Origin of the sequence: Vampirovibrio sp., from assembly GCF_041737375.1 — a bacterium.
Lineage (GTDB): Bacteria > Cyanobacteriota > Vampirovibrionia > Vampirovibrionales > Vampirovibrionaceae > Vampirovibrio.
The window spans coordinates 177676-200081 of the sequence record NZ_JBGSRV010000012.1; the positions used below are offsets into that span (position 1 = coordinate 177676).

Consider the following 22406-nt stretch of genomic DNA (forward strand, 5'->3'; position numbering starts at 1 on the left):
TGGGAACATGTTAAACTCAAACAGCTTGATTACACTGCTTAAAGAACCTAAGCACGGTAAAAACGGGTGTGGTATCGCTGACAGGTTTGAGGATTGCCGTTTGTGGAACAAAAATAGGCCCGGTGAATGGAGCCCGCTCCAAAAACAGCCGGTTTTGCCGTGAACAATAGCGAAAATAGTATTCAGTTAAAGCGGGTGATTTCGGACGATCGGGAAGCCCTGTTTCATTGGCGCAATCACCCTAGTGTTCGGCAACATTCCATTCATACGGATGAAATTTCCTGGGACGCTCATTGCCAATGGTTTGAGCAAACCTTGCAAAACCCGCAACGCGTTTTACTGTTGGGTCAAAATGAAAACGGCCCCGTGGGGGTTTTGCGTTATGATCTCCATGAGGATCATTCCGCCCTTATTTCGGTTTATTTGGTGCCAGAACGTATGGGGCAAGGCTGGGGAGCTTTGCTGCTAAAGGCGGGCAATCAATGGCTGAAGGGCGAGTATCCCGCTGTAAGCCCAGTGCTTGCGGAAATTTTTCCAGACAACCCTGCTTCCATTCGTGCCTTTGAAAAGGCTGGTTATCAAAAAGCACTTTTGCAACCCCAATCAGGTATTTTAACTTATGAATATATCCTCTGATTTTCCTGCTGACTTCCCAGCTTTTCAAATTGAGAACCGGCCAGTGGGGCCGGAGCATCCGCCGTTTATTATTGCTGAAATGTCGGGCAATCATAATGGCTCGCTGGAGAAGGCTCTAAAGCTGGTAGATGCCGCCGCCGACGCTGGGGCCGATGCCTTGAAAATACAAACCTATACCGCTGATACTATGACTCTGGATATTAGCGAGGGTGAATTTTTTATAGAGGACCCTGACAGCCTGTGGAAAGGGGAGTCTCTGTATAAACTTTATGAAAAAGCCCATACCCCCTGGGCGTGGCATGAGCCTATTTTTAATCGCTGTCGGGAAAAAGGGATGATTGGGTTTAGTTCTCCTTTTGACGCCACTGCGGTGGATTTTTTGCAGGATTTACATGTGCCTGCCTTTAAAATTGCTTCGTTTGAAATTGTGGATATTCCGCTGATTCGCAAGGTGGCGGCCACCGGAAAGCCCATGATTATTTCCACCGGGATGTCCACGGAGGCCGAAATTTGGGAGGCAGTGCAGGCTGCCCGTGCCGCAAATTGTGGCCCACTGATTTTACTGAAATGCACCAGCAGTTATCCGGCGGATCCGCTGGATAGCAACTTGCGAACCATTCCCTACATGCAGCAAACGTTTGGGGTTTACACGGGCTTGTCCGATCACACCCTGGGTACCGCTGCGGCTGTGGCCAGCGTGGCATTGGGTGCTGTGGCCATTGAGAAACATTTTACCCTCTCTCGGGCCGAAGGCGGGGTGGATTCCGCTTTCTCGCTGGAACCTCATGAATTAAAACGCTTGGTGGAAGAGACACGGTTGGCCCACCGGGCTTTAGGCACGGTGTCGCTTGGCCCTTCGGGCAATGAGGAAAAAAGTCTGGGCTTTCGTCGCTCTTTGTACGCAGTGGCCGATATTCCGGCGGGCGGCTTGCTGAGCGTGGATAACATCCGGGCCATTCGTCCCGGTTATGGACTGCCCCCCAAATATTGGGATGACTTACTGGGCAAACGGGCTAAAACGGCCATTAAGCGAGGCACTGCGCTTCAGTGGAATTTGATTGAGTCGGAACCGGATTAACCCGATAGGCTTTATTTTTGAGTTTCGGCTTCTTTCAGGGCCATCATGGCAACCCCCATGGCTTGCAATTCCTCTTCCGATAAATGGCTTTTTGCCACTGGAAATACTTCAGATTCTTCCTGATCGATGTGGTGCATGATTTCCATTTGAAGGATGTCCAGCTTTACTTTGTAGGAAATTTCGTCCAGATTTTTTTTCTGCTGTAATGCCTGAATTTGGGTTTTAGCCCCTTCGTGGTCAAGGTTTGCTTGCAGGGTTATGCCTTCGGCCTCCTGAATTTTTTGAATGGCCGGGTAAAAATATCTTTCTTCCATGGCCATGTGCAGCAGAAGCTTTTCGTACAGGACTGCGGCTTCGTCTTTATCCACTGGATTTTGTTTTAATAACCTTTGAAATTGGTCTTTTACCGCTTTATGATCTTCTTTAAGCAAGGTTAAGAAATTCATCAGTGTGGCCTCCAATCAGGTGACGGTTTTTAGCATAATAATTATTATAAAAACATTCAATTAGGCTGGCAGGTCATTGCCAGAGGTCGGATGTTGAAGAGCCTCTGGCTCCATTGGGCAATTCAAGGCTTGTTTATGAGCCGCAAAAAAGCCCCACAAGTTTAACTTGTGAGGCTTTTATCAAGTCAGTATTTTCTTACTTGGGGCGCTTGGGGTAGCCTTCTTTTTTCTTGAAGGAGGTCGGCCCTTTGGAGGGTCTGCCTTTTACGCCAGTTCTGATAGAAGGGCGTTTGCTTTCAAAACGGGGGGCGGCACCGCGCTCTTCATCGCTTGATTCGGCAGCGCCATAGCCTTCCTTACGGGGTCTGCCGTAAGCGGGCTTGGGGCCACGTGGGGATGGGCCTCTGGAAATAGGGCCTCTGGCTCCGGGTGCTGGAGGTCTGGATGTTTGCGCTTGCCCGCCCAATCCTGCCAAGGTCTGGTTGATGCGTTTTAATTCGTTGGTGATGTTGCTGAGCGCTTCTAAAAGCTCTTTTTGATTGCCCTGGTCTGTCATTTAGGCGGTTTCCAATCTTTTTTATTTTTTTGAAGTGAGGTAGCCCTTCTTTCTATCTCAAAAGTAAATGCCATGCAAGTTGAACGCCTGCTGAGGCCATCACCGATTGATTTTGATTGACAATAAATATCTGGATGATGTCATAATAAAGGCTTGTCACAGCCATTTTTGATTCCAAGTGGCTTTATGTAAATATGTAAAAGTGTTTTGAGGGCTGCGGATCCCCGCCCTGTCAGCCACTGGTTTTTAAGTTTATGATAAGGTCTTCTTATCCGCTCATCAGTCCCCTCACAACTCAGATAGAGAGTGTTCCTTTGTCTAAATCCACTTTCATGCCCGCATACGCGACCCGAGAGCGTTTCAATGTGCCTTTGTTTTCCCTGTATGTTCTGTTGCATGTTGTTGCACTTGCTGGCTTTTATACGTTTAGCTGGCAAGGGTTAGCCGTTTTGCTGGTGCTTTATTTTTGCACCATTTGCTTGGGCATTACCCTTTGCTATCACCGGCTATTGGCCCACCAGAGCTATAAACTGCCAAAACCGCTCACTTATTTTCTGGCACTGTTAGGGTGTTTGGCCTTTCAACGGGGGCCAATCTGGTGGAGCGCCACCCATCGGCTACATCACAGTAAAACCGATCGGGAAGGGGATCCGCATTCGCCCCGCTACAGTTTTTTATGGTCCCACTATTTATGGCCCTTTTTCTGGCATCCCCAGCTCGATGAATCTCAGGAAAATGTGCGGCGCCTTGCGCTGGATTTATGCAAGGATCCGGGTTTGCAGTTTTTGGAAAAACATTACAATTTAATCAACGTGCTGTTTTTGGGCTTGTTGTTTGGGTTGGGGTACACCCTGGGTGGCGGTTTGAAAATGGGACTGTCCATTCTGGTTTGGGGTGGGTTTTTACGCATTATTTTTGGGCTAAACGTGACCTGGTTCGTAAACTCGGCTGCCCACTTGTGGGGATACCGTCGCTATGAAACGCCCGATACCAGTCGTAATAACTGGTGGGTGGCTTTATTAACCTGGGGCGAAGGCTGGCATAACAATCATCATGCCCATGCCCGCTCCGCTAAAATGGGATTTGTCTGGTACGAGCTGGATGTTACCTACTGGATTATCGCCTTGCTGGCCCGCTTGGGCATAGCCACCCATGTGGTGGGTTCTCCCCTGGACGAAGCTAAAAAGAATGAAGCCAAAAAGAACGACGCCAGAAAGAGCGAAGCGGAAAGCAAGCTCGGTGCTCCTCATCAACCAGCCCAGCCTGCGGCTCAAGAGGCCCAGTCCGTTTTGGTGTCCTAACGCTGCTGGTGGGTCTTAAAAAACATCATTGAATTGAAACACAAGTGCTGGCCTTGCTGGATAGCGCTTGTGTTTCAATTCTAACTTTTTTGATTAATACCAGCTTGATTAATGCCATTTTAAACAATCAATGCTATTCTTTGTTCCCATAGCCAAAAAAAGGCATTGGGAGAGGAGTTTGGCCATGAAAAAGTATATTGCTGAGTTCATTGGTACGTTTACTCTGGTTTTAGTGGGTTGCGGCACAGCGGTTATTGCAGGCGAAGAAGTGGGCATGGTTGGCATTGCTTTGGCCTTTGGATTGGCCCTGATTGCCATGGCCTACGGCATTGGCCCTATTTCGGGTTGCCATATTAACCCGGCGGTGAGTTTGGCGGTGTATGCCGCAGGTCGCATGGAGGGCCGTTATTTGCCCGGTTATATCCTAGGCCAGTGCGCCGGTGCCGTTTTGGCTTCGGTGGTTTTATTAACGCTGCTAAACGGGCAGTTAAGCGGGTTTAATTTATCCACGGAGGGGTTGGGCCAAAATGGCTGGGGTGCCGGGTATCTGGGTCAGTATAGTCAGGTTTCCGCCCTGTTGTTTGAATTTATAGCCACTTTGCTTTTTGTAATTGTTATTTTGGGTTCAACCCAGCACAAGGAAGCCCCCAAGCAGATGGCGGGCCTAGCCATTGGCTTGACCTTGGCCGCCATTCACCTGGTGGGCATCAGCATTACCGGGGTCTCGCTTAACCCTGCCCGAAGCTTAGGCCCTGCCTTGCTGGTGGGCGGAAAGGCCATGGCTCAGCTGTGGTTATTTCTGTTTGTGCCTAGCGCCGCTGGATTGATTGGCGGGCTGCTGTCCCGTTATCTCCTTGCGGAAGATCCTGCTTTTGGCCCACAACTTACCGGCGTAAAGCCACAGCCTCATTAAGGCCGCTGCCGTTCATATTTTTGCAAAGAGCGCCTTTGTGTTTGCCTTAGTCAATTTTGATATGATTTGCCTTTAAATTTTCTAAAATAAAGTTTTCTAATTCTGTAGAAAGCGCTTTTTTAGGCAAAATAAAAGCGGTTAAGGATGTATTAAACAAAAGCCAAAAGTCTTTAAAGCGCCATAGCCTTTCAAAGGCTTTCCATTTTAATTCAGAGTTCCCAAGTTCAGAGTTGATCATAACAAATTCGTCAGAAAATCGAATTAAGAAGGGTTTCTCCCCCAGTTTTTTTTTGAGTTTTCTACCCTCAGCCAGTGAACGCCGATAGGTCGCTCCAAAAATAAGGGTAATTACAAATATAAAATAGAGTCCTGTTTGTAAAATGAAATGCCACGAAACACCATTTATACTACCAAATAGTCCTGTTAATATAAAAGCTAGAGCCGAGTAAAAGCCAATTAAAACCAAGCACCTCAAGCTTTGTTTTAAACTCGATTTGAAAGCGGTTGCTTTTAGCAGCTGATCAGTATATTCCACGGAAATTTCATAATCCATACTTTAAAAGTCCTTGGGGCTGTTTTTGACGTTATTGATTTGATTGTATCGAGCAATTCGCATCAGCCACATCCTTTAATGCTAGGATACGTTTAACCTGATAAGAATGCCTCTTTGCCCATTGATAGGAAGGCTTAAAAAAATGAGGGTAACTTCTGGAACCGCAGGCTTTAAAGCTGGAGGGTGGGCGATAGCGTTTGGATAACTAAAGTTTGTGCCTGCCTGATGGGCTTTAGCGCAGCTCAAGTTAGCCTGAGTCTCCAGTCTGGTGTAGGAACGGGTCAGCATTCCAATCGTCTCTGGATTTAAATAAGCGCTTTACAAGGAGCCAAGAAACCGACATGAGCTGTAAACCAGGCACAGGTAGTGTGCAAAATGCCGAACAAGATGCCTTGGAAGCAAAGGCTCGGGCACAAGTTGCTGAAAATGATGCCGCTGAGGCTATCATTAATGCTGAGACGGCTAACACCTCTTCTTCAGAGGCCATTGAAAAAGCTGAAAACGCTGCCAAAAGTGCTGAAAGCTCTAACCAGTTCGTTGCTTCTAATGAGGAAAAGCCTCTAGCGCAAGCAGGACACGCCATTCTTGAGGCCAAAGAAGCCATTCAGGTTGCGGAATCGGCCCGAAGTCAGGCTGAATGTGCCAGAAATAAGGCGGAAGAAGCCCGGTTTTTGGCGGAATCTGCCAGAAATCAAGCTGAAGACGCTCGGGCTGGGGCGGAAGGTACCCGAACCGAAGCGGAAGAAATTCGGGGCAGTGAAGAAGAGGCCCGCATAAAAGCGCTGGAGGTGAAACGCAAAGCCGAAGAGGCCAAAACCCAAGCGGAAGCTGCCCTCAGGAATTCCGAAATTGCCATTGCCGAAAGTCAGCAAGCTTGTGCGGAAGCTGAACGTGCCAGAGACAAAGCGCTTGCGGCCGCCCGCGGGTTAAAAGTGTATGCCAGCTCATTGGAAGTGATTAATAAGGATCTGGATCAGTTTGCAACCGTTGCTTCTCATGATTTGCAAGCCCCGTTGCGAAAAGTCAGGATTTTTAGCGAGCTGGTAGAGCAGGAAGTCGAAAACAGGCTGACGGATGACAGTCGCGACGCCTTACAACGTATTCGTGTATCCGCACAATCCATGCAGGATTTGATTAATGACTTGCTGGCGCTGGCCAGAGTCTCTTATCACGAACGTTTTGAACCCGTGGATCTCTCGGAAGTGATGAGTGCGGTGATCTCTAAACTGGATGATCAAATTGTTCAAAAGCAGGCGGTTATTCGCATAGAACTCTTGGCTGTGGTTTTTGGGAATTGCTCTCAATTGCAGCAATTGTTTCAAAATTTGATTGAAAACGCACTGAAATACCATGCCAAAGAAGCCGTACCGCAAATTCGTATTTCATCAACCTGTGGCGAGCAGGTTTGCCATATTATTGTGGAAGACAAGGGCATTGGGTTTGATCAGGCGCATGCCGAGCATATCTTTAAAACCTTTGCCCGCTTACATGGGGTCAGTCAATTTCCAGGTTCTGGCGTGGGGTTGGCCATTTGCAAGCGCATTGCGGAGCGACACGGCGGCGATATTACAGCAACCAGCGTGCCCGGCGAGGGTTCCGTGTTCACGGTAACTCTTCCCCTGTAAGCGAGGGCATGAGCGTTCTGCAGTCTCTTAACGTGCGCAGTTGGCTATTTCTAGCTGTGGAGAAGGATATTCGTTGATTTTTGTTAGTTGAAGTGCTAGACTTCAGGACCTCATGCGATGCCACGGCCTACTGCTATCTCTCATTTGGAAAGTCACCTCGGTTATTGGCTCAGATTTGTTTCTAATCATGTTTCTTTTGCCTTTGCCCGTCAGTTATCGGGAAAAGGTGTAACCGTGGCTGAATGGGTAATGCTGCGTATGCTTTACGAGAAAGACCCCATGCCCTCAACGCATTTGGCAAAAGAGATGACGATGACCCGAGGCGCAATTACCAAGCTGGCTAACCGTCTGATTGCCAAAAATCTAGTCACCTGAAGCGCTGATGCGAAAGATGGTCGAATTCAACGACTTGCCCTTACAGGTGGCGGAACCCGTTTAGTCCCTGTTTTGGCGGACTTGGCTGATCAGAATGATCGGGTGTTTTTTGGAGGGTTATCGACGGAGGAGCGCCATCAGATGGATCGCATTTTGAAAGCCATTATCGAAAAAAAGGCCCTCAAGCATATTCCTCTGGAATAAGCCGATACGCTGCATGACGAGTTACAAAAAAGGAGTGCCGTATGAATACATCGCTAAAAACCATTGCTCAAAATTGCTTACGAGCCGCCGAGGATAATTCTCAGGCGTTTCCACAAATTGTCGAAACGCTAATGAATGCGGGGTTTGAAGGGTACAACATCGATTTTCGTCGTGCCGTCAGCATTTATTATTGCCCCGGTGGCGAAACTATCGAGTTCTCCTTGAATAAAGCGATGGGCGAAATTGAAGCCACATTCAATGCCTCTGCGATTCAAGCGGCTGTCAGAGAGGCACAGGAACAGGCGCCTGGATATTCTTACGCAGGCTTTTGCACAAAACTGACGCAAGCTGGATGCGCCGGGTACGTCGTTTCATTTCTGGGTCGGCGAGTACTTTACTTTGGGCGCACTGCCGAGACACATGTCGAGCATTTTCCGGGGCGCAATTAATAAAAGTAATAAAATACAAAAAGAAATGGTGGCGTCGGAGATGGAAATAAGGGAGTCCTAGACCGTGAGGTCGTAGGCATCACTGAGTTGCCCATTGGCAAGGGAGAAGAAAATATGGTGGCGCTGAGGGAGTGGCTATGTAACTTTTCTAAATCTTTAAATCTAGTGATGATCTAAGTCATCCAGTTCGCTTTCTGCTGGGGCGGGAAGTCATGAGGGAGGTCTTCTCAAACGCCCCCGCTTTTAAGCCGATACAAAATGGCATTCACGATTTCCCGCATGGGGTGGCTGAGAGGCCTTCCTCATGACTTCCCGCCGTGAGAATCATATGCTTAATAAGCCGCCATTGCTCGCTACTCAAATCACTGTTGTAAAGCTTTCTACTCTCGGCCATTGTCATTACCCTCCCGTGACGCTCGGCCTTTAGAAAGACGCTCTAGCCACAATTCAGTTCACTTGCCGGATAGTCTCTAAGAGAAATAAAGGGTGTTTAGTTTGAAGAGAGAATAGGTTTGAACCAGAATTACCTATTCTGTTCGGTATTACCAACTAAACCAAGGTGGGTCATAAATACTTGCTGGATTTTGACAACCATCAGAACGGCAACTATTTGGTGTGATCTTGTCCCGGGAAGTAATTCTCCCATTATAATATAGCCAGAAAGCAATGCTTTTAGCAGGTGTCTGTGTTGTGCTTGAGTAGGCCCCATCGGGGTCAAACATGAATGTGATGGCGTTTGTTGGGTTTGTCCCCCCGAATGACCAAGCGGTTGGGAGTAAAACCGCACCATTATGCAAACGTATGCAGGTATTTGCGCCTGAACACTGCCAAATAGTGGAAGTTCCATAGTAAGAATCAACCTGGGCTGTTGTATCTAGACGGACATTGTTAAAGTAATTAACAAAATCTCCACCCGTTGTGCTTGCAGATAAGTTACCAGTTTGTTTATAAAGTTGATAAGCGCTGGCAATTGCAGAAGCGGCCTCCTTTGCTGTTGCCTTATATTGCTCATTCTGCTGCACCACCAGTATTTTAGGAATAGTAAAGGTGGTAATAACGCCCAAGATACCTAAAGCAACCAACAGCTCGGCCAAGGTGAAGCCTTTCTGGTCGAGGGGTAACGCACTCATATCCTGCTTGCCTAGTGGTTCAAGTGTATTGCTCCATTATAGCTCAGGTTTATCAAATATAGCCTAGGTTTATCAAAACTTGAAGCCTAACCTTTAGGTCGTAGGCATCACTTAGTCGCCCATTGGCAAAGAAGAAGAAAATGGTGGAGCCGGAGAGATTCGAACTCTCGTCCAGAACGTACGCCGGCAAACATCTACGAGTGTAGGGAAGAGTTATCGTCAATCAACCCAAGGCACTTCCCAGGACCTTAGGGCTAATCCAAGCGTTTGGCCTCGCCAGGCTCGATCATGAAATTCGCATTCACCTTATGATCATTGGGTTTCCGCTAGCATACGTGGGGGACCCGGTATCTCGGCATGCTGGAGATACAAGGTGGCCACCCTCAGTAGGTCGAGGGGATTCGAGGCTTATGCTACAAGACTGCTATTAAGCAGCTTTGAGAGCACGAGCGCCGAAATCAACGGCGATGACATTGCTTTTGGCATTTGTCAAATTGCTTGTTTTTACGAGGAACAGCACCTCGACGCGCAGTTTGCTTCCGTATTCGCCCTGTCAAATCCAAATCGGCCCCATAAAGCTGGGGTTTGAACTTTGGGTAAAGTCCAAACCCCAGCTTTACAAGCGTTTGGGGAAATCAGGTACTCAGTTGTCAAAGTACAGCATTACAGTATATGGCACTATAGCACATGACGAACAGGACTTGGAGAGGTTCGCCTGAAAATATTAATTTTTCCCAAGGCGACCTGGTTTTTTTAGCGTGTCGCACCAAAAGCGGGCCGTTTTGAAGGCAGCCCGCTTTTGTAACGTGGTAAAAGTAAAACCCAATAGGGGGTAAAACCTTAGTGGTGATGACCGTGGGGACCATGGGGATGGCCGTGGGTCAGTTCTTCCGGAGAGGCTTCCCGAATGCCGAGGATTTCCACTTCAAAGTTCAATACTTGCCCAGCCAAGGGGTGGTTGGCGTCCAAAATAATCTGCTCGCCTTCCTGCTTTACAATAGTGGCCATCATCACGCCTTCTTCAGACTGCAATTGAACCACCATGCCGGGTTGAGGCGCTTCGCCGCCAAATTGTTCCAGGGGCAAGCCAAAAATCAATTCAGGATTATGGTTGCCGTAGCCCTGTTCCGGTTGAACGGTTACTTGCTTTTTATCGCCCGGTTTCAAGCCTTCCAGCGCGTTTTCCAGCCCCGGAATGATATTTTGATGGCCTTGCAGGTATTCCATAGGCTCTTCCTGAGAGGAGTCCAGCACGTTGCCGGTGGCATCAGTCAGGGTGTAGTTCATTTTAATGACTTTATCGGGGGAAACCAGATCGGCTACCATGTTCAAATCCTCATTGATCTTAAAGACAGTTCACCTTAACAAGCCCGATGGCGAAGATCAAGCGGTTTTCACTTCTCCGTGTCTGTCCTAATCCTCTGCTTGCCCTTTCCCTGCCCTAGCCCATCTGACCTTCCGGTCTGGGGTCAGCGTTGCCAAAAATTAAATGGAGCGGGCGAAGGGTCTCGAACCCTCGACCTACAGCTTGGGAAGCTGTCGCTCTACCAACTGAGCTACACCCGCACGATGCTGACGAACTTGCCTTGATATCTGCCATTAATTGCGTTGCCCGCTTTTTGGTTTGGGCTTTGGGGCTGGCAAAACGCCGTATTGGTAATAGAATTATTCTCCCCTCTGATTGGGATGTCAAGCTTCTCGCCGCCTCCCACGTCAGCCCAGTCCATAACCCCAAAACACTTGTCCCGCTTTTACCCGCCCCAACCCCATAGGTTTAATTGCCCGCCATGTTTGCCACCATCAATATTTACAAGCCCAAAGGCATTACCAGCCACGATGTGGTTTCCCGGCTGCGTCGGGTTTACGGCATTAAAAAAATCGGGCACTTGGGAACGCTGGACCCTCTGGCAGAAGGCGTATTACCGCTTTGCATTGGGCAAGCCACTCGCCTCATTGAATATTTCCCCAGTGGCAAGCGATATACTGCTGAAATTACCTTGGGACGCACCACCACCACCCTGGATAGCGAGGGCGAGGAGCTGTCCAATACCGATTGCAGCGCTCTGGACTTATCCCTAGCCAGCCTTGAAGCTGTTTTGGCGCAATTCAGAGGCACTATCATGCAGCAGGTGCCTTTGTATTCCGCCGTGCATGTGGGGGGTAAAAAGTTATATGAACTGGCCCGGCAGGGCAAAACCGCCGACTTGCCAGTACGAGAGGCTGTGATTCACCAGCTAACCTGTGTGAGCATCGACCGGCAAAATCCGCAACACCCGGTGTTGACCGTGGATGTTCAATGCGGATCAGGCACTTATATTCGCTCATTGGCCCGAGACATTGGGGAAGCGCTGGGTTGCGGTGCCTATATGTCTGGCTTGGTGCGGACCGAGCATGGGTTGTTTTCGGTGAAAGACAGCGTGGATCTGGAAGCCCTGCAGCAAAGCCCCGAGCCGCAAGCCAGCCTGCAAGATCCCCTGCCCTATTTGGGGCTGACGCTGCTGGCCCTGAAGGATGAGCTGGATGCCCAGAAACTATGGAACGGCATGAAGGTTTCCCCCCCGCTGGATGAGGCCGGGGTGGCGCTGAAGGTAAAGCCCAACGCCTTGTATGTGGTAACTTGGCAGGACAAGCCGCTAGGGGTAGTGCAAGCGGTGAGCCATCTGCTAAAGCCGGTCAAAATTTTCTATCTGGATGAAGGGGCTTAAAGTCGACGAGCCTGAAGCCTCCGCACAAAACTAGCCTTGCCTGTTTTTATGCGGTTAGGTTGACCCCGCTTGATTACAAGCAGCTTGGAGTTTTTTGATGCCGAACGTGCAGTGGAGCGGACCCACGCCCGCCAACATGCCTTATAGCCAGTTGGCCGAGCCTCCCACCGCCAGCGATGGGAACGAGCTTTATATCGAAAAGCTGCTGGCGCAGGGGGGCATGGTGCCTTCTGCTAAAAACAAGGACAGCTTTGAAAAAGCGGGTGTTCCATCCGCCCAAACCAATCGAACCTGGGCCGATCAGGCTTTAAAGTGGGCCGGTGTTATTTTTGCCGGTGCCTTGGCGGTGGTGGGCCTTAAATACGCCTTTGGCGGCGCTGCTAAAAGCGCGGTGCAAACGCGGGTCAAGTAGCGTTTTTGTAGCGCCTCTGAAATGTTGATGTTTGATTGAATGCCTGAAACGCCAAACGGGCCTGCGATTGACGCTGGCCCGTTTGATGCATGAAATTTGCCGTAGGGCTTTCTACACAAAGGATTTTTCGTAGCTGTGCAGTCCGTGAACCCCGCCTTCCACTTGGGCTGCGTGGGTTCGCATTTCAAAGGCCAAACGTCCGGTATACAGGTTGCTGTGCAGGCTGGTCAGGCTGCGAGTGCCTAAATCCTGCAAGCCGTGTTTAATGCCTTGCACCAAATAAGGCAGAAAGCGTTGAATCGAGCCTTTATCCACCACCGCCCCGGATACCCCTTGGGCCACCCGGATTTTGTCACCCTCGCTAAAGTAGCGCTTGGCGCTGCCTTTTTTCATGGCCTCTAAAGAACCCATGCCCCGGTACTTCTTAAGTCGAACGCCGTCCTGATAGAAATACTCACCCGGCGCTTCCTCGGTACCCGCCAGCATGGAACCCATCATCACGCAGGAGGCCCCCAGGGAAAGGGCCTTGATGATATGCCCAATGGTGGAAATCCCGCCATCGGCGATGACCGGCACCCCAAATTGCTGAGCGTACAGAGCTGTTTTGTAAACGGCGGTGGCTTGAGGACGACCACAGGCCATCACTTCCTGCGTGGTGCAGATTGAGCCTACCCCCATGCCGGTTCGCAGGCCATCCACGCCTGCCTGAATGAGGTTGCGGGCTTGATCCTGAGTGACGATATTGCCGCCAATCACTTCCAAATCGCTGTACTTGTGTTTGATGTACTCGATCATCTGAATCTGGTAAACCGAATCGCCTTGGGAGGAATCCAGCACAATCAAGTCTAGCCCTGCTTCTACCAAAGCATCCAGCCGATCCCGATCTTCGGGGCGGGTACCAATGGCGGCCCCGGCCAGCAGGCGCTTGTTTACCGGATCTTTAGAGGCCAGCGGGAAATCCCGGTTCTTTTTCAGGTCATTGCGGGAAATCAGGGCCACGATTTCGCCCTTTTGGTTGACGATGGGCAGCTTGCCCCGCTTGCTTTCCCGTAAAATCTGGTTGGCTTCCTCCAGCGTACAGCCTTCCTTGCCCACGATCAGTTCGGTGGTCATCACTTCGGATAGGCGCAAGTGACGATCCTGCACAAAGTCGATATCCCGGTTGGTGACGATGCCCAGCAGTTTGGAACCCATTTTGCCGCTTTCGGTAATGGGCACCCCGGAAAAGTTGAATTTTTTCTTGATGTCATCAATATCCCCAATGGTGTGATCGGGGCGCAGGGTTAAGGGGCTGGTGATAAAGCCGTTTTTGAAGCGCTTGACCTTGGAAACCTCATCCTGTTGCTCTTCAATAGAATTGTTGTAATGGATAATGCCCATCCCGCCTTGCAGGGCCATGCTAATGGCCATGTCCGCCTCGGTCACGGTGTCCATGGGGGAGCTGACCAGTGGGGTTTTCAGCTTGATGCGGCGGCTGATCTGGGTGTCCAGGTTCACTTCATCGGCAGAAAAATCAATGTGCCCCGGCAGCAAAATAAAGTCATCGTAAGTGTAGCCGGTGCTTTGCTCAAAAAATCGGCGGGCGCTCATGCCGTCAAGCAGTGGAAAGTCCGAGGAGGCGTTTGGGGTGGGGGAAGGCATAAAGGCGTTCCTTTCTGTGGGGTAAAGGCGGTGCAGAGCTGAAGTTGGGGCGTATCCTACCATAGCAGCGCCCTTTAGGCAAAAAAGAGATTGAAAAGGAAAATGCTGACAAGTTTTTAGGGCCTTGCGTTTTAATCTCATCAACTTACAGTTCTGATTAAATTAGAATTTTAGAGGTACTACATTATGCCAATTACTTTAGGCACTGTCGGAAGCGCTGCAAAAACTTTAACAAATCAAGCTTATCAGGCAGGCATTAGTGCAAGTAGAAAAAAAAATGCTGACTCTGCTGCTGATTTTGTGAATAAAGAAACACAAATGGCGCTTAATTCTGCGGGACAAAAAACGGTTGAAATTATTTCCATAGCTGGCGTTAAGTCTTTTGGCTTATTAAAGTCAATAGGAAAAGGCGTTGCCACCGTTGTGAAACATGCGATTAAAGGCACTGCTGGTAAGCTGCACTTTTAATAGCCCAAGCCACTAGCCGACACTATTGCTAAGCTTTGTCTGTATTCTTACTTTGTCGCTTATGCAATGACTGGCCTGTTTTTGGTCAGAAAAGTTTAAACCTGCTTTGATTTTAAGGTCAGGTATATGAAGGCTTGGTTAGGACAGGTAGTTAATTTAAGACAAATAGTTTAATTGATAGAATGGGGGCGCTTTTTAAAGCAGGGCACATAATCAGAAGGGGGACATTCATCATGACCACGGCGCTTCAGGATACGGTTCATTTGCTTGAAAACATTCAATTTGTGTCAGGGAAACCCGCCAAGAGTCAAATTGCTTCCATTCAAGGGGTTAGTTTCATTAAAATTGCGCTGAAAGCGGGCGATGAACTGCCCAGCCATCATGTAAACCAGGCGGCATTTGCGGTACTGCTGCAAGGGCGAGCCACGTTTCCCATCGACGGTAAATCTCATGCGGTTGTGGCCGGTTCTTTTGTGGAAATCCCCAAAGGGGCTGAGCATTCCATTTTCGCTGAGGAAGACAGCGTTTTTTTGGTGGGCATTATGGGCGCTGTTTCCGAAGGGGAGTGCTGAGCCACTGCTTCTTTAAAAAACACGGGCCTACCCTCTGGGTACTGACTCGGTCTTGTCTTTGGTTTTACTGGGGTTTTACCGGATTTTTACCGGATTTTAATGGTCCCTATGCTTTTCGGGTAGAATAGGGTGGAATTTTAATGAGCGCTCATGCAAGGCAAAGTATGCTCGCTTTGTCTTGCGTTCAGCTTTGTTTGATAGGGTTTGCATAGAGGATACCTGTATTATGGCAACCGTTACCGAATCGAAATCATCACCGGCCACCCGGCAGGAAAAGGACTCTTTGGGTTACAAGGACGTTCCCGCCGATGTGTACTATGGCATTCAAACCTTGCGAGGCTTTGAGAACTTCCCCATCTCCGGGCTGTCCGTGGCGTTGATGATGCCTGAGCAAATCCGGGCCTTTGGCTGGGTTAAAAAAGCCACCGCCAAAACCAATATGGAACTGGGCTTGCTGGATCAGTCCGATGCGGCCCACAACAAAGCCATTGGCCAAGCGCTGATGAAGGCGGCCGATGAGATGATTGCGGGCCAGTTCAACGATCAGTTTATTGTGGATGTGTATCAGGGCGGCACCGGAACCTCCAACCACATGAATGCCAATGAAGTGCTGGCCAACCGGGCCACCGAGTTTTTGGGCGGCAAGCTGGGCGAATACAAGGTGCATCCCAACGATCACGCCAACTACGGCCAGTCCACCAACGATGTCACCCCCACCGTGATGCGGCTGACCTTTCTATCCATGCACGGGCCGTTGATTGAATCCCTGAAAAAATTTGAAAGCGCCTTGCGTCAAAAAAGCGTGGCCTTTAAAAGTGTTTTAATTCCGGGTCGCACCCACATGCAAGATGCGGTTCCTCTCACGCTGGGCCAGCAATTTGGGGCCTATGCCCACGCCATTGCCGATACCATTGAAAACGTGGAGCATGCCAGCAAACGGCTGCACTTTATCGGCTTGGGGGCTTCTGCTTTGGGCACCGGTTTGAATACCCACCCTCAGTACCGGGATGTGGTGACTAAAAACCTGTCGGTGATTTCCGGTTTTCCGTTGTTGGAGGCCAAGGATTATTTTCAGGCCACCAGCAGTTTCGGGCTGTTTGGAGATTATTCCGCCGCCTTGCGTAGTACTGCGCTGGAGCTGGAAAAAATCGCGCACGATATCAAGTTGTATTCCATGGGGCCTCGCACCGGATTGGGAGAAATCACCATCCCGGACTGGCAGCCCGGATCTTCCATTATGCCTGGCAAAGTAAACCCCATTTACCCGGAGTTGATGGATCAGTTGTCTTACATCGTGCAAGGCAACGATCACACCATTTCGCTGGCCGTGCAAAATGGACAGTTGCAGTTGAATGTGATGATGCCCACCATCTTGCTGAAAATGACGGAATCCATGCGCATTTTAACCAACGCTTTGCCGGTATTCGCCGAAAAATTAATTGAGGGCATTCAGGCCAATCAGGAAATCGCCCAGTACCGCCTGGAAAACAGCGCCCAGATGGTCACCGCCCTGAACCCCATTATTGGTTACGAGCAGGCGGCTCAAGTGGCCAAAAAAGTGAACAAGGAAGGCCAAAGCGTCCCGGATGCCGTGCTGGCGCTGGGCATTAAGGATCATCAGGGAAACCTGCTGACTCGGGAAAGCCTGTCCGCCATTTTATCCCCAGAGGCCATGACCGAGCCTCCCAAGGCTTAAACCGGCCCGCTGGCTATTTTCAACTCCAAAGCGTCTGATTTAAACCAATCAGGCGCTTTTGGGTTGGGGCGGGCTTGAGGGAAAAGCGGGCGGGGGAGTGCTGATTGTCTTTTTCCGGTGGAAATGAGTATAAAATAGAAGCTTATCCCGTTTGAATCTGGGTCTGGATCCCTTTTCAGGAATAAGTGAGGGTGCTATGAAGAATGCTCTGTTGCGTACCAAGCCGGTGGCCCAGATTTTAAAAGAGGCCGAAACCAAAGAAGGCGGATTGAAACGGGTTTTAACCGCCGTGGACTTAACCGCCATTGGGGTGGGGGCCATTATTGGGGCGGGCATTTTTGTATTAACCGGCACCGCCGCCCGAGACGCCGCTGGGCCTGCCATTATGCTTTCGTATGTATTTGCTGGGTTTACCTGCATTCTGGCGGCCCTTTGTTATACGGAATTCGCCACTCGGCTGCCCATTTCCGGCTCTGCCTACAGTTACGCTTACGCCAGCGTGGGGGAATTATTTGCCTGGATCATCGGCTGGGATCTGATTCTGGAATACACCATTGGCTCTTCCACGGTGGCCATTGGCTGGACGCATTACCTGAGTGAATTTTTGAAAGGGTTTAACCTCACGGTGCCAACCTGGTTATTGGCCCTGCCGGTAGGGCCTTTTCAGGTGAACGTGGCCGCCGTGTCCCTGATTGCTATGCTGACCACTTTGTTGTGCATTGGCATTAAGGAATCCGCCCGGTTTAACGCCGTAATGGTACTGATTAAGCTGGCGGTGGTGCTGTTTGTGATTTTCGCGGGCATTCCGTGGGTAAAGCCCGCTAACTGGACGCCCTTTTTCCCTTTTGGCTTTGAGGGCGTGTTTCAGGGGGCGGCTCTGATCTTTTTTGCCTACATTGGCTTTGATGCCGTATCCACCGCCGCTGAAGAGGTTAAAAATCCACAGCGAGACTTGCCCATTGGTATTATCGCTTCTCTCGTAATTTGCACCCTGTTGTATGTGGCTACTTCGGCTGTCATTACCGGCATGGTGCCCTTTGCCCAAATTGACGCCGGGGCGCCCCTGGCCGCCGCCTTTGGCAGTGTGGGCAACACGCTGGCTCAAAAATTGATTGGACTGGGCGGCTTTGTGGGCCTTACCACTGTGGTGCTGATTTTGTTGATGTCCCAGCCTCGGATCTATTACGCCATGGCTCGAGATGGCCTGATTTTGCCGTGGTTTTCCAGAATCCACCCTAAATTCAGAACCCCCATTAACGCCAGCATTGTAACCGGCCTGATTGCGGCGGTAATGGCCGCCACCGTTCCCATGTCGGATTTACACCATATGGTGAGCATTGGGACTTTGTTTGCCTTTGTGGTGGTTTCTGGCAGCGTGTTAATTATGCGCTACAAAACCGAAGAAGCCCCGGAGCAAAGCGTGATGAGCGTGTTGCAACTGTCGGTGGGGCTGATTGTGTTTTGCTTTGGCCTGGCCCACGATTTTAGCCAGCCGGTGCAAGTGATGGGCTGGTCTATTCCCACCCCTGCTTTTTTCCTGCAATCTCTATCCCTTGGGCCGGTGGCGCTGAGCTTGGCCCAATGCCTGAAAATGCTGGCGGGCCTGTTGATTATGGCCAAGCCCTTGTACGCCCTTTTCACCTGGAAGCAAGTGGATATTCCTTCCGGCTTTCGGTGTCCGTGGGTGCCATTGGTTCCTGTGGTGGCCATGGCGGGGAATATTTATATGATGGTCAATCTGAATATAGACGCCTGGATTCGTTTGATTGTATGGCTGGGCGCCGGTTTGGTGCTGTATTTTGGGTATGGCCAACAGCACAGCAAGTTGGCCCAAAAGCCAGACGAATCTCCCCGGCTTTAGGCTGGCCAGCGGGCCTGCGTCTTTGTTATCCGCTAGCTAGTTGGAAGCGTTGGCGGCCTTCGGTATCTGGCAGGCAGCCTGCAACCATGCGGCCTCTTCCCCGGACAGGGTGGGGCCTATTTGATTTAAAATTTGCTGATAGTATTCGCTTAGCCAGTCCAGTTGGGGGCGGCTCAGGGCTTGCCAGTCAATCAGTTTTTGATCAAAAGGAATGTAGGTCAGGCTCTCAAAGCCGTACCAGTCGGTGTCCGTATCGGTGGTTCGGTCTACGGTCAGGTATAAATTTTCCAGTCGAATGCCGCCCCAGCCCGGTTCATAGAAGCCCGGCTCCACGCTGGTGATCATGCCCGGTTCCAGTGGCTGATGGGCCATTTTATGAATGCCGTTTGGCCCCTCGTGGACATTTAAAAAGGCGCCCACCCCATGCCCGGTGCCGTGGCCGTAATCCAGTCCGTGTTGCCACAGGGCGGCCCGTGTAATGCCATCCAGTCGAATGCCATCGGTGCCTTTGGGAAACCGCTGCATAGCACAGTTGATATGGGCCTGTAGTACGGCGGTGTAGCGCAATTGCTGGGTGGGGGTGGCTTGCTGGCCAATTAACAAGGTGCGGGTGTCATCGGTGGTGCCGCCTATAAACTGGCAGCCGGAATCAATCAGAAACAACTCCCCCGCTTCCAGCGTTTTATGGGGGTTGGGGGTGCCATAATGCACAATGGAGGCATTGGCCCCCGCCCCGGAAATGGTGTTAAAGCTCAGCCCAAAAAAGCCGTCTTCTTCCGCGTAAAAGGCTTCAATGGCGTTCTTAAAACTTTCTTCGGTCACGGGTTTGCCGGTGCTGATTTGTTGATCCAGCCACGCCCAGGCCCGAATTTTCCCCCGGCTGGCTTTCAAATTGGCGGCTTTCATCCCGGCGATTTCTAGCGGGTTTTTGATGGCTTTCATCCGCTCTATGGGGTGTTCCGCTTCTTTAATCTGTCCATTGTGAGCCTGAATGAGGGTGAAGGTGCCGCAGGTGGTGTGCTTGGGATCAATCAGTGCGGTTTGCTCAGCGGCCAGCGTTTTTAAAATAGCTGCATACTGTTCATAAGGCTGTATTTCAACCTGATTGCTCAGCGCTTGTAAGGCTGCGGGCTGAATGCGGCTGGCCTCCATAAACAAATAAGCGTTGTTTTGAGCAATGAGCGCATAAGCCGTAAAAACGGGATTGTAGGGAATATCCTGCCCCCGCCAGTTAAACAGCCATGCGATTTGATCCAGCTTGGTCACCGGTAAAAAATCCGCCTTCAGCGTTTTCAGTTTGGCTTGTACTGCGGCAATTTTTTCGGCGCTGCTTTGGCCGCTCACGCTATCGGGCAAGGCGAATACTTCTGATAAGGTGGCGGCTGGGGCATCTTGCCACAGGGGATCGATCAAATTGCCCGTCACCGGCACCAGTGTAACGGCGGTTTCTTTCAACGCCTTTTGGAACCCCTGAAATTGCTGCACACTTAAGGTAAACGGGTCAAAGCCCAGTCGAAAAGGTTCCAGATTTTCGGCCATTTGCTTGATGGCTTCGGTCACCGATGGATGGCCCTCCAGCCCCAGCTTGCTGATGTGAATATGGGCGGCGTCCACCTCGGTTTCCACTTGCTCGTAATACCGAGAATCGGCAAACACCCAGGCCTCTGAGGTGCCAATCAGGCAATCGCCCGCTGAGCCGGTAAAGCCGCTGATCCAGGCACGGCGCTGCTTGTTTTCGGGCAAATATTCATTAATATGCTCATCGGCAGAAGGTATCAGGTAAGCGTCTAGCTGGTGGAGGGCCATGGCCTCCCGCAATGCCTGCAGCTTTTGGCCGGTGGCGGCCTTCTGGGCTTGGGAATTACTCACTGCGGTCATGGCGCTCCCTCTCGTCGTTCATTACCCATACACGTTAACGCCATTATAGCGTGTGCCAATGGCTTCTGGATGGGGATGAGCCTATACGGGGCTTTTGACTAGCTGGTGGCAGAGAAGCGGTTTGTGAGGTGTTGAACTGCTTTTTGGAAAAGCCAGCCCAGAATCAGCCCATAAACAACACTGAGGGCAAGGCACAGCACCAGCAAAGGCAATACCTCTTGCAGCAACACAACAGGGCCTAATTCCCTAAGCTGCTGAGACATGGCCACTATAACTTGGGCAAAGGCTCCGGGGGAGAGAACGCTGGGCCTTAACGCGGCCTCGTTCAGGTAAGGGCTTAAAGCGATATTTAATAACCACCCCAGTGGCGAAAAAACGGTGGAAACCACCAGATAACCCAAAGCAGCCCCGTATTTGGAAAGGCGAAATGAGAAAACTGGGAAGGGGTTCATCTCCGTTTTCATGAGACTCCTGAGGCGCATGGGGGTTAAAAAGGGCTTTAGGGGTCAGCAATCGGTTTGCTTTACTTATATGAATAAACAGAAATAATCGATAAAACATGCCCCTTGGGTGAAGCTCTGTAAAGCGCAAAAGTGTTGTGGCGCTGACTGCCTGGCGGTTTCAATCCCGCTGTCCGGCAAGGGGTTTTGGGGTGCCTGTTGTGGTTGGCAAGCGCTGCATTGGCAGGCGGGGCGTTTCGCAATTCCAAAAGGCGGATATTATAATAAAAGCACCCATTGGGTTGGGGCTGTTGTTTCCCCGTTCGCCCGATGGCTGAAATCCATCCACCTTCCCCGCTTGAAATACCCCCTAACCATAAGGAAGTTCGGCGTTGGCCGATGAGAATAAGCAGTTTGAGGCATCCGCCCAGAAGCTGAAAAAAGCCAGGGATGAGGGTCAGGTCTTTAAAAGCAAAGATCTGTCCACTGCCGTGTTTTTGATGCTGATGTTTATGATGTTGTTTGGCATGGCCCCTTTCATCTGGAATGAAATCGCCTCGCTGTTCATTCTGGTGTTTGAGCAAATTCCCAATAAAAGCATTGAAGCCATTGGCTGGCAGTATCTGGCCTTTTTAACGATCAAGTCGGTGGTGCTTTTAATTGGCCCCTTTATCCTGGCGGCGGCCTTGCTGGGCATTGCGGGCGATTTTTTTCAGGTGGGGCCTATTTTTTCAACCAAGTCGGTGAGCCTTAAGTTTGATAAACTGAACCCGGTCAAGGGGTTTCAAAATATTTTTTCCCAGCGTACCGTCATTGAGCTGGTCAAGAATATTATCAAAATGGTTATTCTGGGCTGGATGGCCTGGATCGTGTTTCAAAAATACACGGGCCACTTGCTGGCGGTGGGTGGAACCGAAAACATTTTTGCCATTCTGGGTATTTTAAGCGAAGTGTTGATGCAGTTTATTTTCTACGCCGGTGGGGCTTTTCTGGCCTTGGGCATGGCCGATTTTCTGTATCAGCGCTGGAAGTTTATGCAGGATCAAAAAATGTCCTTTAAAGAGGTAAAGGATGAGTTTAAGAACTCCGAAGGCGATCCGATGGTTAAACATGCCATCCGCCAACGCCGTATGCAGATGCTGCAACAAAGTATGCTGGAGGCGGTTCCTACAGCTGATGTAGTTACGACCAATCCCATACACATCGCCGTCGCGTTAAAGTATAATGCAGATGTAATGGAAGCCCCCAGAGTGGTTGCCAAGGGTACTGAACTGTTTGCCGAGCGCATTAAAAAACTGGCCGGTGAACATGGCATTCCCGTGGTGGAAAACCCGGTGGTGGCCCGAGCGCTGTTCCGGTTGGTCGAGATTGATCAGGAAATTCCCCCCGATTTGTATCAAGCTGTAGCCGAAATCCTGATGTTTGCTTGGCGAACCAAAGGCAAAACGCCCCCCTTACAACCCTAAT

The 22406-nt window shown here is 50.3% G+C and carries 23 protein-coding genes, 1 tRNA gene and 1 other RNA gene; 15 read left to right on the forward strand and 10 right to left on the reverse strand.

Annotated features, from left to right (window positions below):
* The first annotated feature begins 126 nt into the window (after positions 1 to 126).
* Positions 127 to 636 carry a GNAT family N-acetyltransferase gene (locus ACEW81_RS09400; protein ID WP_373532726.1) on the forward strand — a complete coding sequence of 170 codons (510 nt, stop codon included), beginning with the start codon at positions 127 to 129 and terminating at the stop codon, positions 634 to 636.
* A complete protein-coding gene (gene pseI, locus ACEW81_RS09405) occupies positions 620 to 1714 on the forward strand; it encodes a pseudaminic acid synthase (protein ID WP_373532727.1) in 1095 nt (364 codons plus the stop codon). Before ACEW81_RS09400 ends, pseI begins: the two co-directional genes overlap by 17 nt.
* A gap of 11 nt (positions 1715 to 1725) precedes the next feature.
* Here pseI and ACEW81_RS09410 read toward each other — a convergent pair whose 3' ends face one another.
* Entirely contained in the window at positions 1726 to 2160 is a 435-nt protein-coding gene (locus ACEW81_RS09410; RefSeq protein WP_373532728.1) for a hemerythrin domain-containing protein, read from the reverse strand.
* 196 nt (positions 2161 to 2356) lie between these two features.
* Positions 2357 to 2716: a hypothetical protein gene (locus tag ACEW81_RS09415; protein WP_373532729.1), complete on the reverse strand. Its 360-nt coding sequence runs from the start codon at positions 2714 to 2716 to the stop codon at positions 2357 to 2359.
* Positions 2717 to 3030: 314 nt separating this feature from the next.
* Between ACEW81_RS09415 and ACEW81_RS09420 the strand changes: the two genes are divergently transcribed.
* Entirely contained in the window at positions 3031 to 4017 is a 987-nt protein-coding gene (locus ACEW81_RS09420; protein ID WP_373532730.1) for an acyl-CoA desaturase, read from the forward strand.
* Between the two features lie 130 nt (positions 4018 to 4147).
* Positions 4148 to 4930 (forward strand): aquaporin, encoded by a 783-nt coding sequence (locus tag ACEW81_RS09425; protein WP_373532731.1) that lies wholly within the window; start codon positions 4148 to 4150, stop codon positions 4928 to 4930.
* A gap of 46 nt (positions 4931 to 4976) precedes the next feature.
* Here ACEW81_RS09425 and ACEW81_RS09430 read toward each other — a convergent pair whose 3' ends face one another.
* Positions 4977 to 5483, reverse strand: a complete 507-nt coding sequence (locus ACEW81_RS09430) for a YcxB family protein (protein WP_373532732.1) — start codon at positions 5481 to 5483, stop codon at positions 4977 to 4979.
* A 341-nt stretch (positions 5484 to 5824) separates the two neighbouring features.
* Here ACEW81_RS09430 and ACEW81_RS09435 point away from each other — a divergent pair, with 341 nt between their 5' ends.
* From ACEW81_RS09435 to ACEW81_RS09450, 4 genes are all read left to right on the forward strand, one after another.
* Positions 5825 to 7108: a sensor histidine kinase gene (locus ACEW81_RS09435; RefSeq protein ID WP_373532733.1), complete on the forward strand. Its 1284-nt coding sequence runs from the start codon at positions 5825 to 5827 to the stop codon at positions 7106 to 7108.
* Positions 7109 to 7225: 117 nt separating this feature from the next.
* Positions 7226 to 7483 (forward strand): MarR family winged helix-turn-helix transcriptional regulator, encoded by a 258-nt coding sequence (locus ACEW81_RS09440; RefSeq protein WP_373532734.1) that lies wholly within the window; start codon positions 7226 to 7228, stop codon positions 7481 to 7483.
* Between the two features lie 81 nt (positions 7484 to 7564).
* Entirely contained in the window at positions 7565 to 7687 is a 123-nt protein-coding gene (locus ACEW81_RS09445) for a hypothetical protein (RefSeq protein ID WP_373532735.1), read from the forward strand.
* Positions 7688 to 7728: 41 nt separating this feature from the next.
* On the forward strand, positions 7729 to 8136 hold the full coding sequence (locus ACEW81_RS09450; protein ID WP_373532736.1) for a DUF1398 family protein: 408 nt from the start codon (positions 7729 to 7731) through the stop codon (positions 8134 to 8136).
* A gap of 542 nt (positions 8137 to 8678) precedes the next feature.
* Here the strand turns inward: ACEW81_RS09450 and ACEW81_RS09455 are convergent.
* The 4 genes from ACEW81_RS09455 to ACEW81_RS09470 all read right to left on the reverse strand — a co-directional run bounded on the left by ACEW81_RS09455 (position 8679) and on the right by ACEW81_RS09470 (position 10832).
* Entirely contained in the window at positions 8679 to 9266 is a 588-nt protein-coding gene (locus tag ACEW81_RS09455; protein ID WP_373532737.1) for a pilus assembly FimT family protein, read from the reverse strand.
* A gap of 141 nt (positions 9267 to 9407) precedes the next feature.
* Positions 9408 to 9838, reverse strand: a transfer-messenger RNA (tmRNA) gene (ssrA, locus tag ACEW81_RS09460).
* 268 nt (positions 9839 to 10106) lie between these two features.
* A complete protein-coding gene (locus ACEW81_RS09465; RefSeq protein ID WP_373532738.1) occupies positions 10107 to 10592 on the reverse strand; it encodes an FKBP-type peptidyl-prolyl cis-trans isomerase in 486 nt (161 codons plus the stop codon).
* A gap of 164 nt (positions 10593 to 10756) precedes the next feature.
* Positions 10757 to 10832, reverse strand: a tRNA-Gly gene (locus ACEW81_RS09470).
* Between the two features lie 221 nt (positions 10833 to 11053).
* Here ACEW81_RS09470 and truB point away from each other — a divergent pair.
* Together truB and ACEW81_RS09480 are read left to right on the forward strand one after the other, a co-directional pair.
* Positions 11054 to 11971 carry a tRNA pseudouridine(55) synthase TruB gene (gene truB / locus ACEW81_RS09475; protein ID WP_373532739.1) on the forward strand — a complete coding sequence of 306 codons (918 nt, stop codon included), beginning with the start codon at positions 11054 to 11056 and terminating at the stop codon, positions 11969 to 11971.
* A 97-nt stretch (positions 11972 to 12068) separates the two neighbouring features.
* Entirely contained in the window at positions 12069 to 12383 is a 315-nt protein-coding gene (locus tag ACEW81_RS09480) for a hypothetical protein (protein ID WP_373532740.1), read from the forward strand.
* Positions 12384 to 12494: 111 nt separating this feature from the next.
* Here ACEW81_RS09480 and guaB read toward each other — a convergent pair whose 3' ends face one another.
* Positions 12495 to 14024: an IMP dehydrogenase gene (gene guaB / locus ACEW81_RS09485; RefSeq protein WP_373532741.1), complete on the reverse strand. Its 1530-nt coding sequence runs from the start codon at positions 14022 to 14024 to the stop codon at positions 12495 to 12497.
* A gap of 186 nt (positions 14025 to 14210) precedes the next feature.
* Between guaB and ACEW81_RS09490 the strand changes: the two genes are divergently transcribed.
* From ACEW81_RS09490 to ACEW81_RS09505, 4 genes are all read left to right on the forward strand, one after another.
* The gene (locus ACEW81_RS09490) at positions 14211 to 14492 is read left to right on the forward strand and encodes a hypothetical protein (protein WP_373532742.1); all 282 of its coding nucleotides are present in this window, start codon (positions 14211 to 14213) and stop codon (positions 14490 to 14492) included.
* A gap of 233 nt (positions 14493 to 14725) precedes the next feature.
* The gene (locus ACEW81_RS09495; protein ID WP_373532743.1) at positions 14726 to 15064 is read left to right on the forward strand and encodes a cupin domain-containing protein; all 339 of its coding nucleotides are present in this window, start codon (positions 14726 to 14728) and stop codon (positions 15062 to 15064) included.
* Between the two features lie 226 nt (positions 15065 to 15290).
* A complete protein-coding gene (locus ACEW81_RS09500) occupies positions 15291 to 16760 on the forward strand; it encodes an aspartate ammonia-lyase (RefSeq protein WP_373532744.1) in 1470 nt (489 codons plus the stop codon).
* 196 nt (positions 16761 to 16956) lie between these two features.
* The gene (locus ACEW81_RS09505) at positions 16957 to 18621 is read left to right on the forward strand and encodes an amino acid permease (RefSeq protein WP_373532745.1); all 1665 of its coding nucleotides are present in this window, start codon (positions 16957 to 16959) and stop codon (positions 18619 to 18621) included.
* A gap of 36 nt (positions 18622 to 18657) precedes the next feature.
* Here ACEW81_RS09505 and ACEW81_RS09510 read toward each other — a convergent pair whose 3' ends face one another.
* Positions 18658 to 20499: an aminopeptidase P family protein gene (locus ACEW81_RS09510; RefSeq protein WP_373532746.1), complete on the reverse strand. Its 1842-nt coding sequence runs from the start codon at positions 20497 to 20499 to the stop codon at positions 18658 to 18660.
* 98 nt (positions 20500 to 20597) lie between these two features.
* A complete protein-coding gene (locus ACEW81_RS09515; protein ID WP_373532747.1) occupies positions 20598 to 20963 on the reverse strand; it encodes a hypothetical protein in 366 nt (121 codons plus the stop codon).
* Positions 20964 to 21331: 368 nt separating this feature from the next.
* Between ACEW81_RS09515 and ACEW81_RS09520 the strand changes: the two genes are divergently transcribed.
* Positions 21332 to 22405 carry an EscU/YscU/HrcU family type III secretion system export apparatus switch protein gene (locus ACEW81_RS09520; RefSeq protein WP_373532748.1) on the forward strand — a complete coding sequence of 358 codons (1074 nt, stop codon included), beginning with the start codon at positions 21332 to 21334 and terminating at the stop codon, positions 22403 to 22405.
* Position 22406 lies beyond the last annotated feature (1 nt).

Coding starts and splice junctions, on each gene's coding strand:
- ACEW81_RS09400 (WP_373532726.1), top strand. CDS start 127: ATGGAGCCCGCTCCAAAAACAGCCGGTTTTGCCGTGAACAATAGCGAA.
- pseI (WP_373532727.1), top strand. CDS start 620: ATGAATATATCCTCTGATTTTCCTGCTGACTTCCCAGCTTTTCAAATT.
- ACEW81_RS09410 (WP_373532728.1), bottom strand. CDS start 2,160: ATGAATTTCTTAACCTTGCTTAAAGAAGATCATAAAGCGGTAAAAGAC.
- ACEW81_RS09415 (WP_373532729.1), bottom strand. CDS start 2,716: ATGACAGACCAGGGCAATCAAAAAGAGCTTTTAGAAGCGCTCAGCAAC.
- ACEW81_RS09425 (WP_373532731.1), top strand. CDS start 4,148: ATGCTATTCTTTGTTCCCATAGCCAAAAAAAGGCATTGGGAGAGGAGT.
- ACEW81_RS09430 (WP_373532732.1), bottom strand. CDS start 5,483: ATGGATTATGAAATTTCCGTGGAATATACTGATCAGCTGCTAAAAGCA.
- ACEW81_RS09435 (WP_373532733.1), top strand. CDS start 5,825: ATGAGCTGTAAACCAGGCACAGGTAGTGTGCAAAATGCCGAACAAGAT.
- ACEW81_RS09440 (WP_373532734.1), top strand. CDS start 7,226: ATGCCACGGCCTACTGCTATCTCTCATTTGGAAAGTCACCTCGGTTAT.
- ACEW81_RS09450 (WP_373532736.1), top strand. CDS start 7,729: ATGAATACATCGCTAAAAACCATTGCTCAAAATTGCTTACGAGCCGCC.
- ACEW81_RS09455 (WP_373532737.1), bottom strand. CDS start 9,266: ATGAGTGCGTTACCCCTCGACCAGAAAGGCTTCACCTTGGCCGAGCTG.
- ACEW81_RS09465 (WP_373532738.1), bottom strand. CDS start 10,592: ATGGTAGCCGATCTGGTTTCCCCCGATAAAGTCATTAAAATGAACTAC.
- truB (WP_373532739.1), top strand. CDS start 11,054: ATGTTTGCCACCATCAATATTTACAAGCCCAAAGGCATTACCAGCCAC.
- ACEW81_RS09480 (WP_373532740.1), top strand. CDS start 12,069: ATGCCGAACGTGCAGTGGAGCGGACCCACGCCCGCCAACATGCCTTAT.
- guaB (WP_373532741.1), bottom strand. CDS start 14,024: ATGCCTTCCCCCACCCCAAACGCCTCCTCGGACTTTCCACTGCTTGAC.
- ACEW81_RS09490 (WP_373532742.1), top strand. CDS start 14,211: ATGCCAATTACTTTAGGCACTGTCGGAAGCGCTGCAAAAACTTTAACA.
- ACEW81_RS09495 (WP_373532743.1), top strand. CDS start 14,726: ATGACCACGGCGCTTCAGGATACGGTTCATTTGCTTGAAAACATTCAA.
- ACEW81_RS09500 (WP_373532744.1), top strand. CDS start 15,291: ATGGCAACCGTTACCGAATCGAAATCATCACCGGCCACCCGGCAGGAA.
- ACEW81_RS09505 (WP_373532745.1), top strand. CDS start 16,957: ATGAAGAATGCTCTGTTGCGTACCAAGCCGGTGGCCCAGATTTTAAAA.
- ACEW81_RS09510 (WP_373532746.1), bottom strand. CDS start 20,499: ATGACCGCAGTGAGTAATTCCCAAGCCCAGAAGGCCGCCACCGGCCAA.
- ACEW81_RS09515 (WP_373532747.1), bottom strand. CDS start 20,963: ATGAAAACGGAGATGAACCCCTTCCCAGTTTTCTCATTTCGCCTTTCC.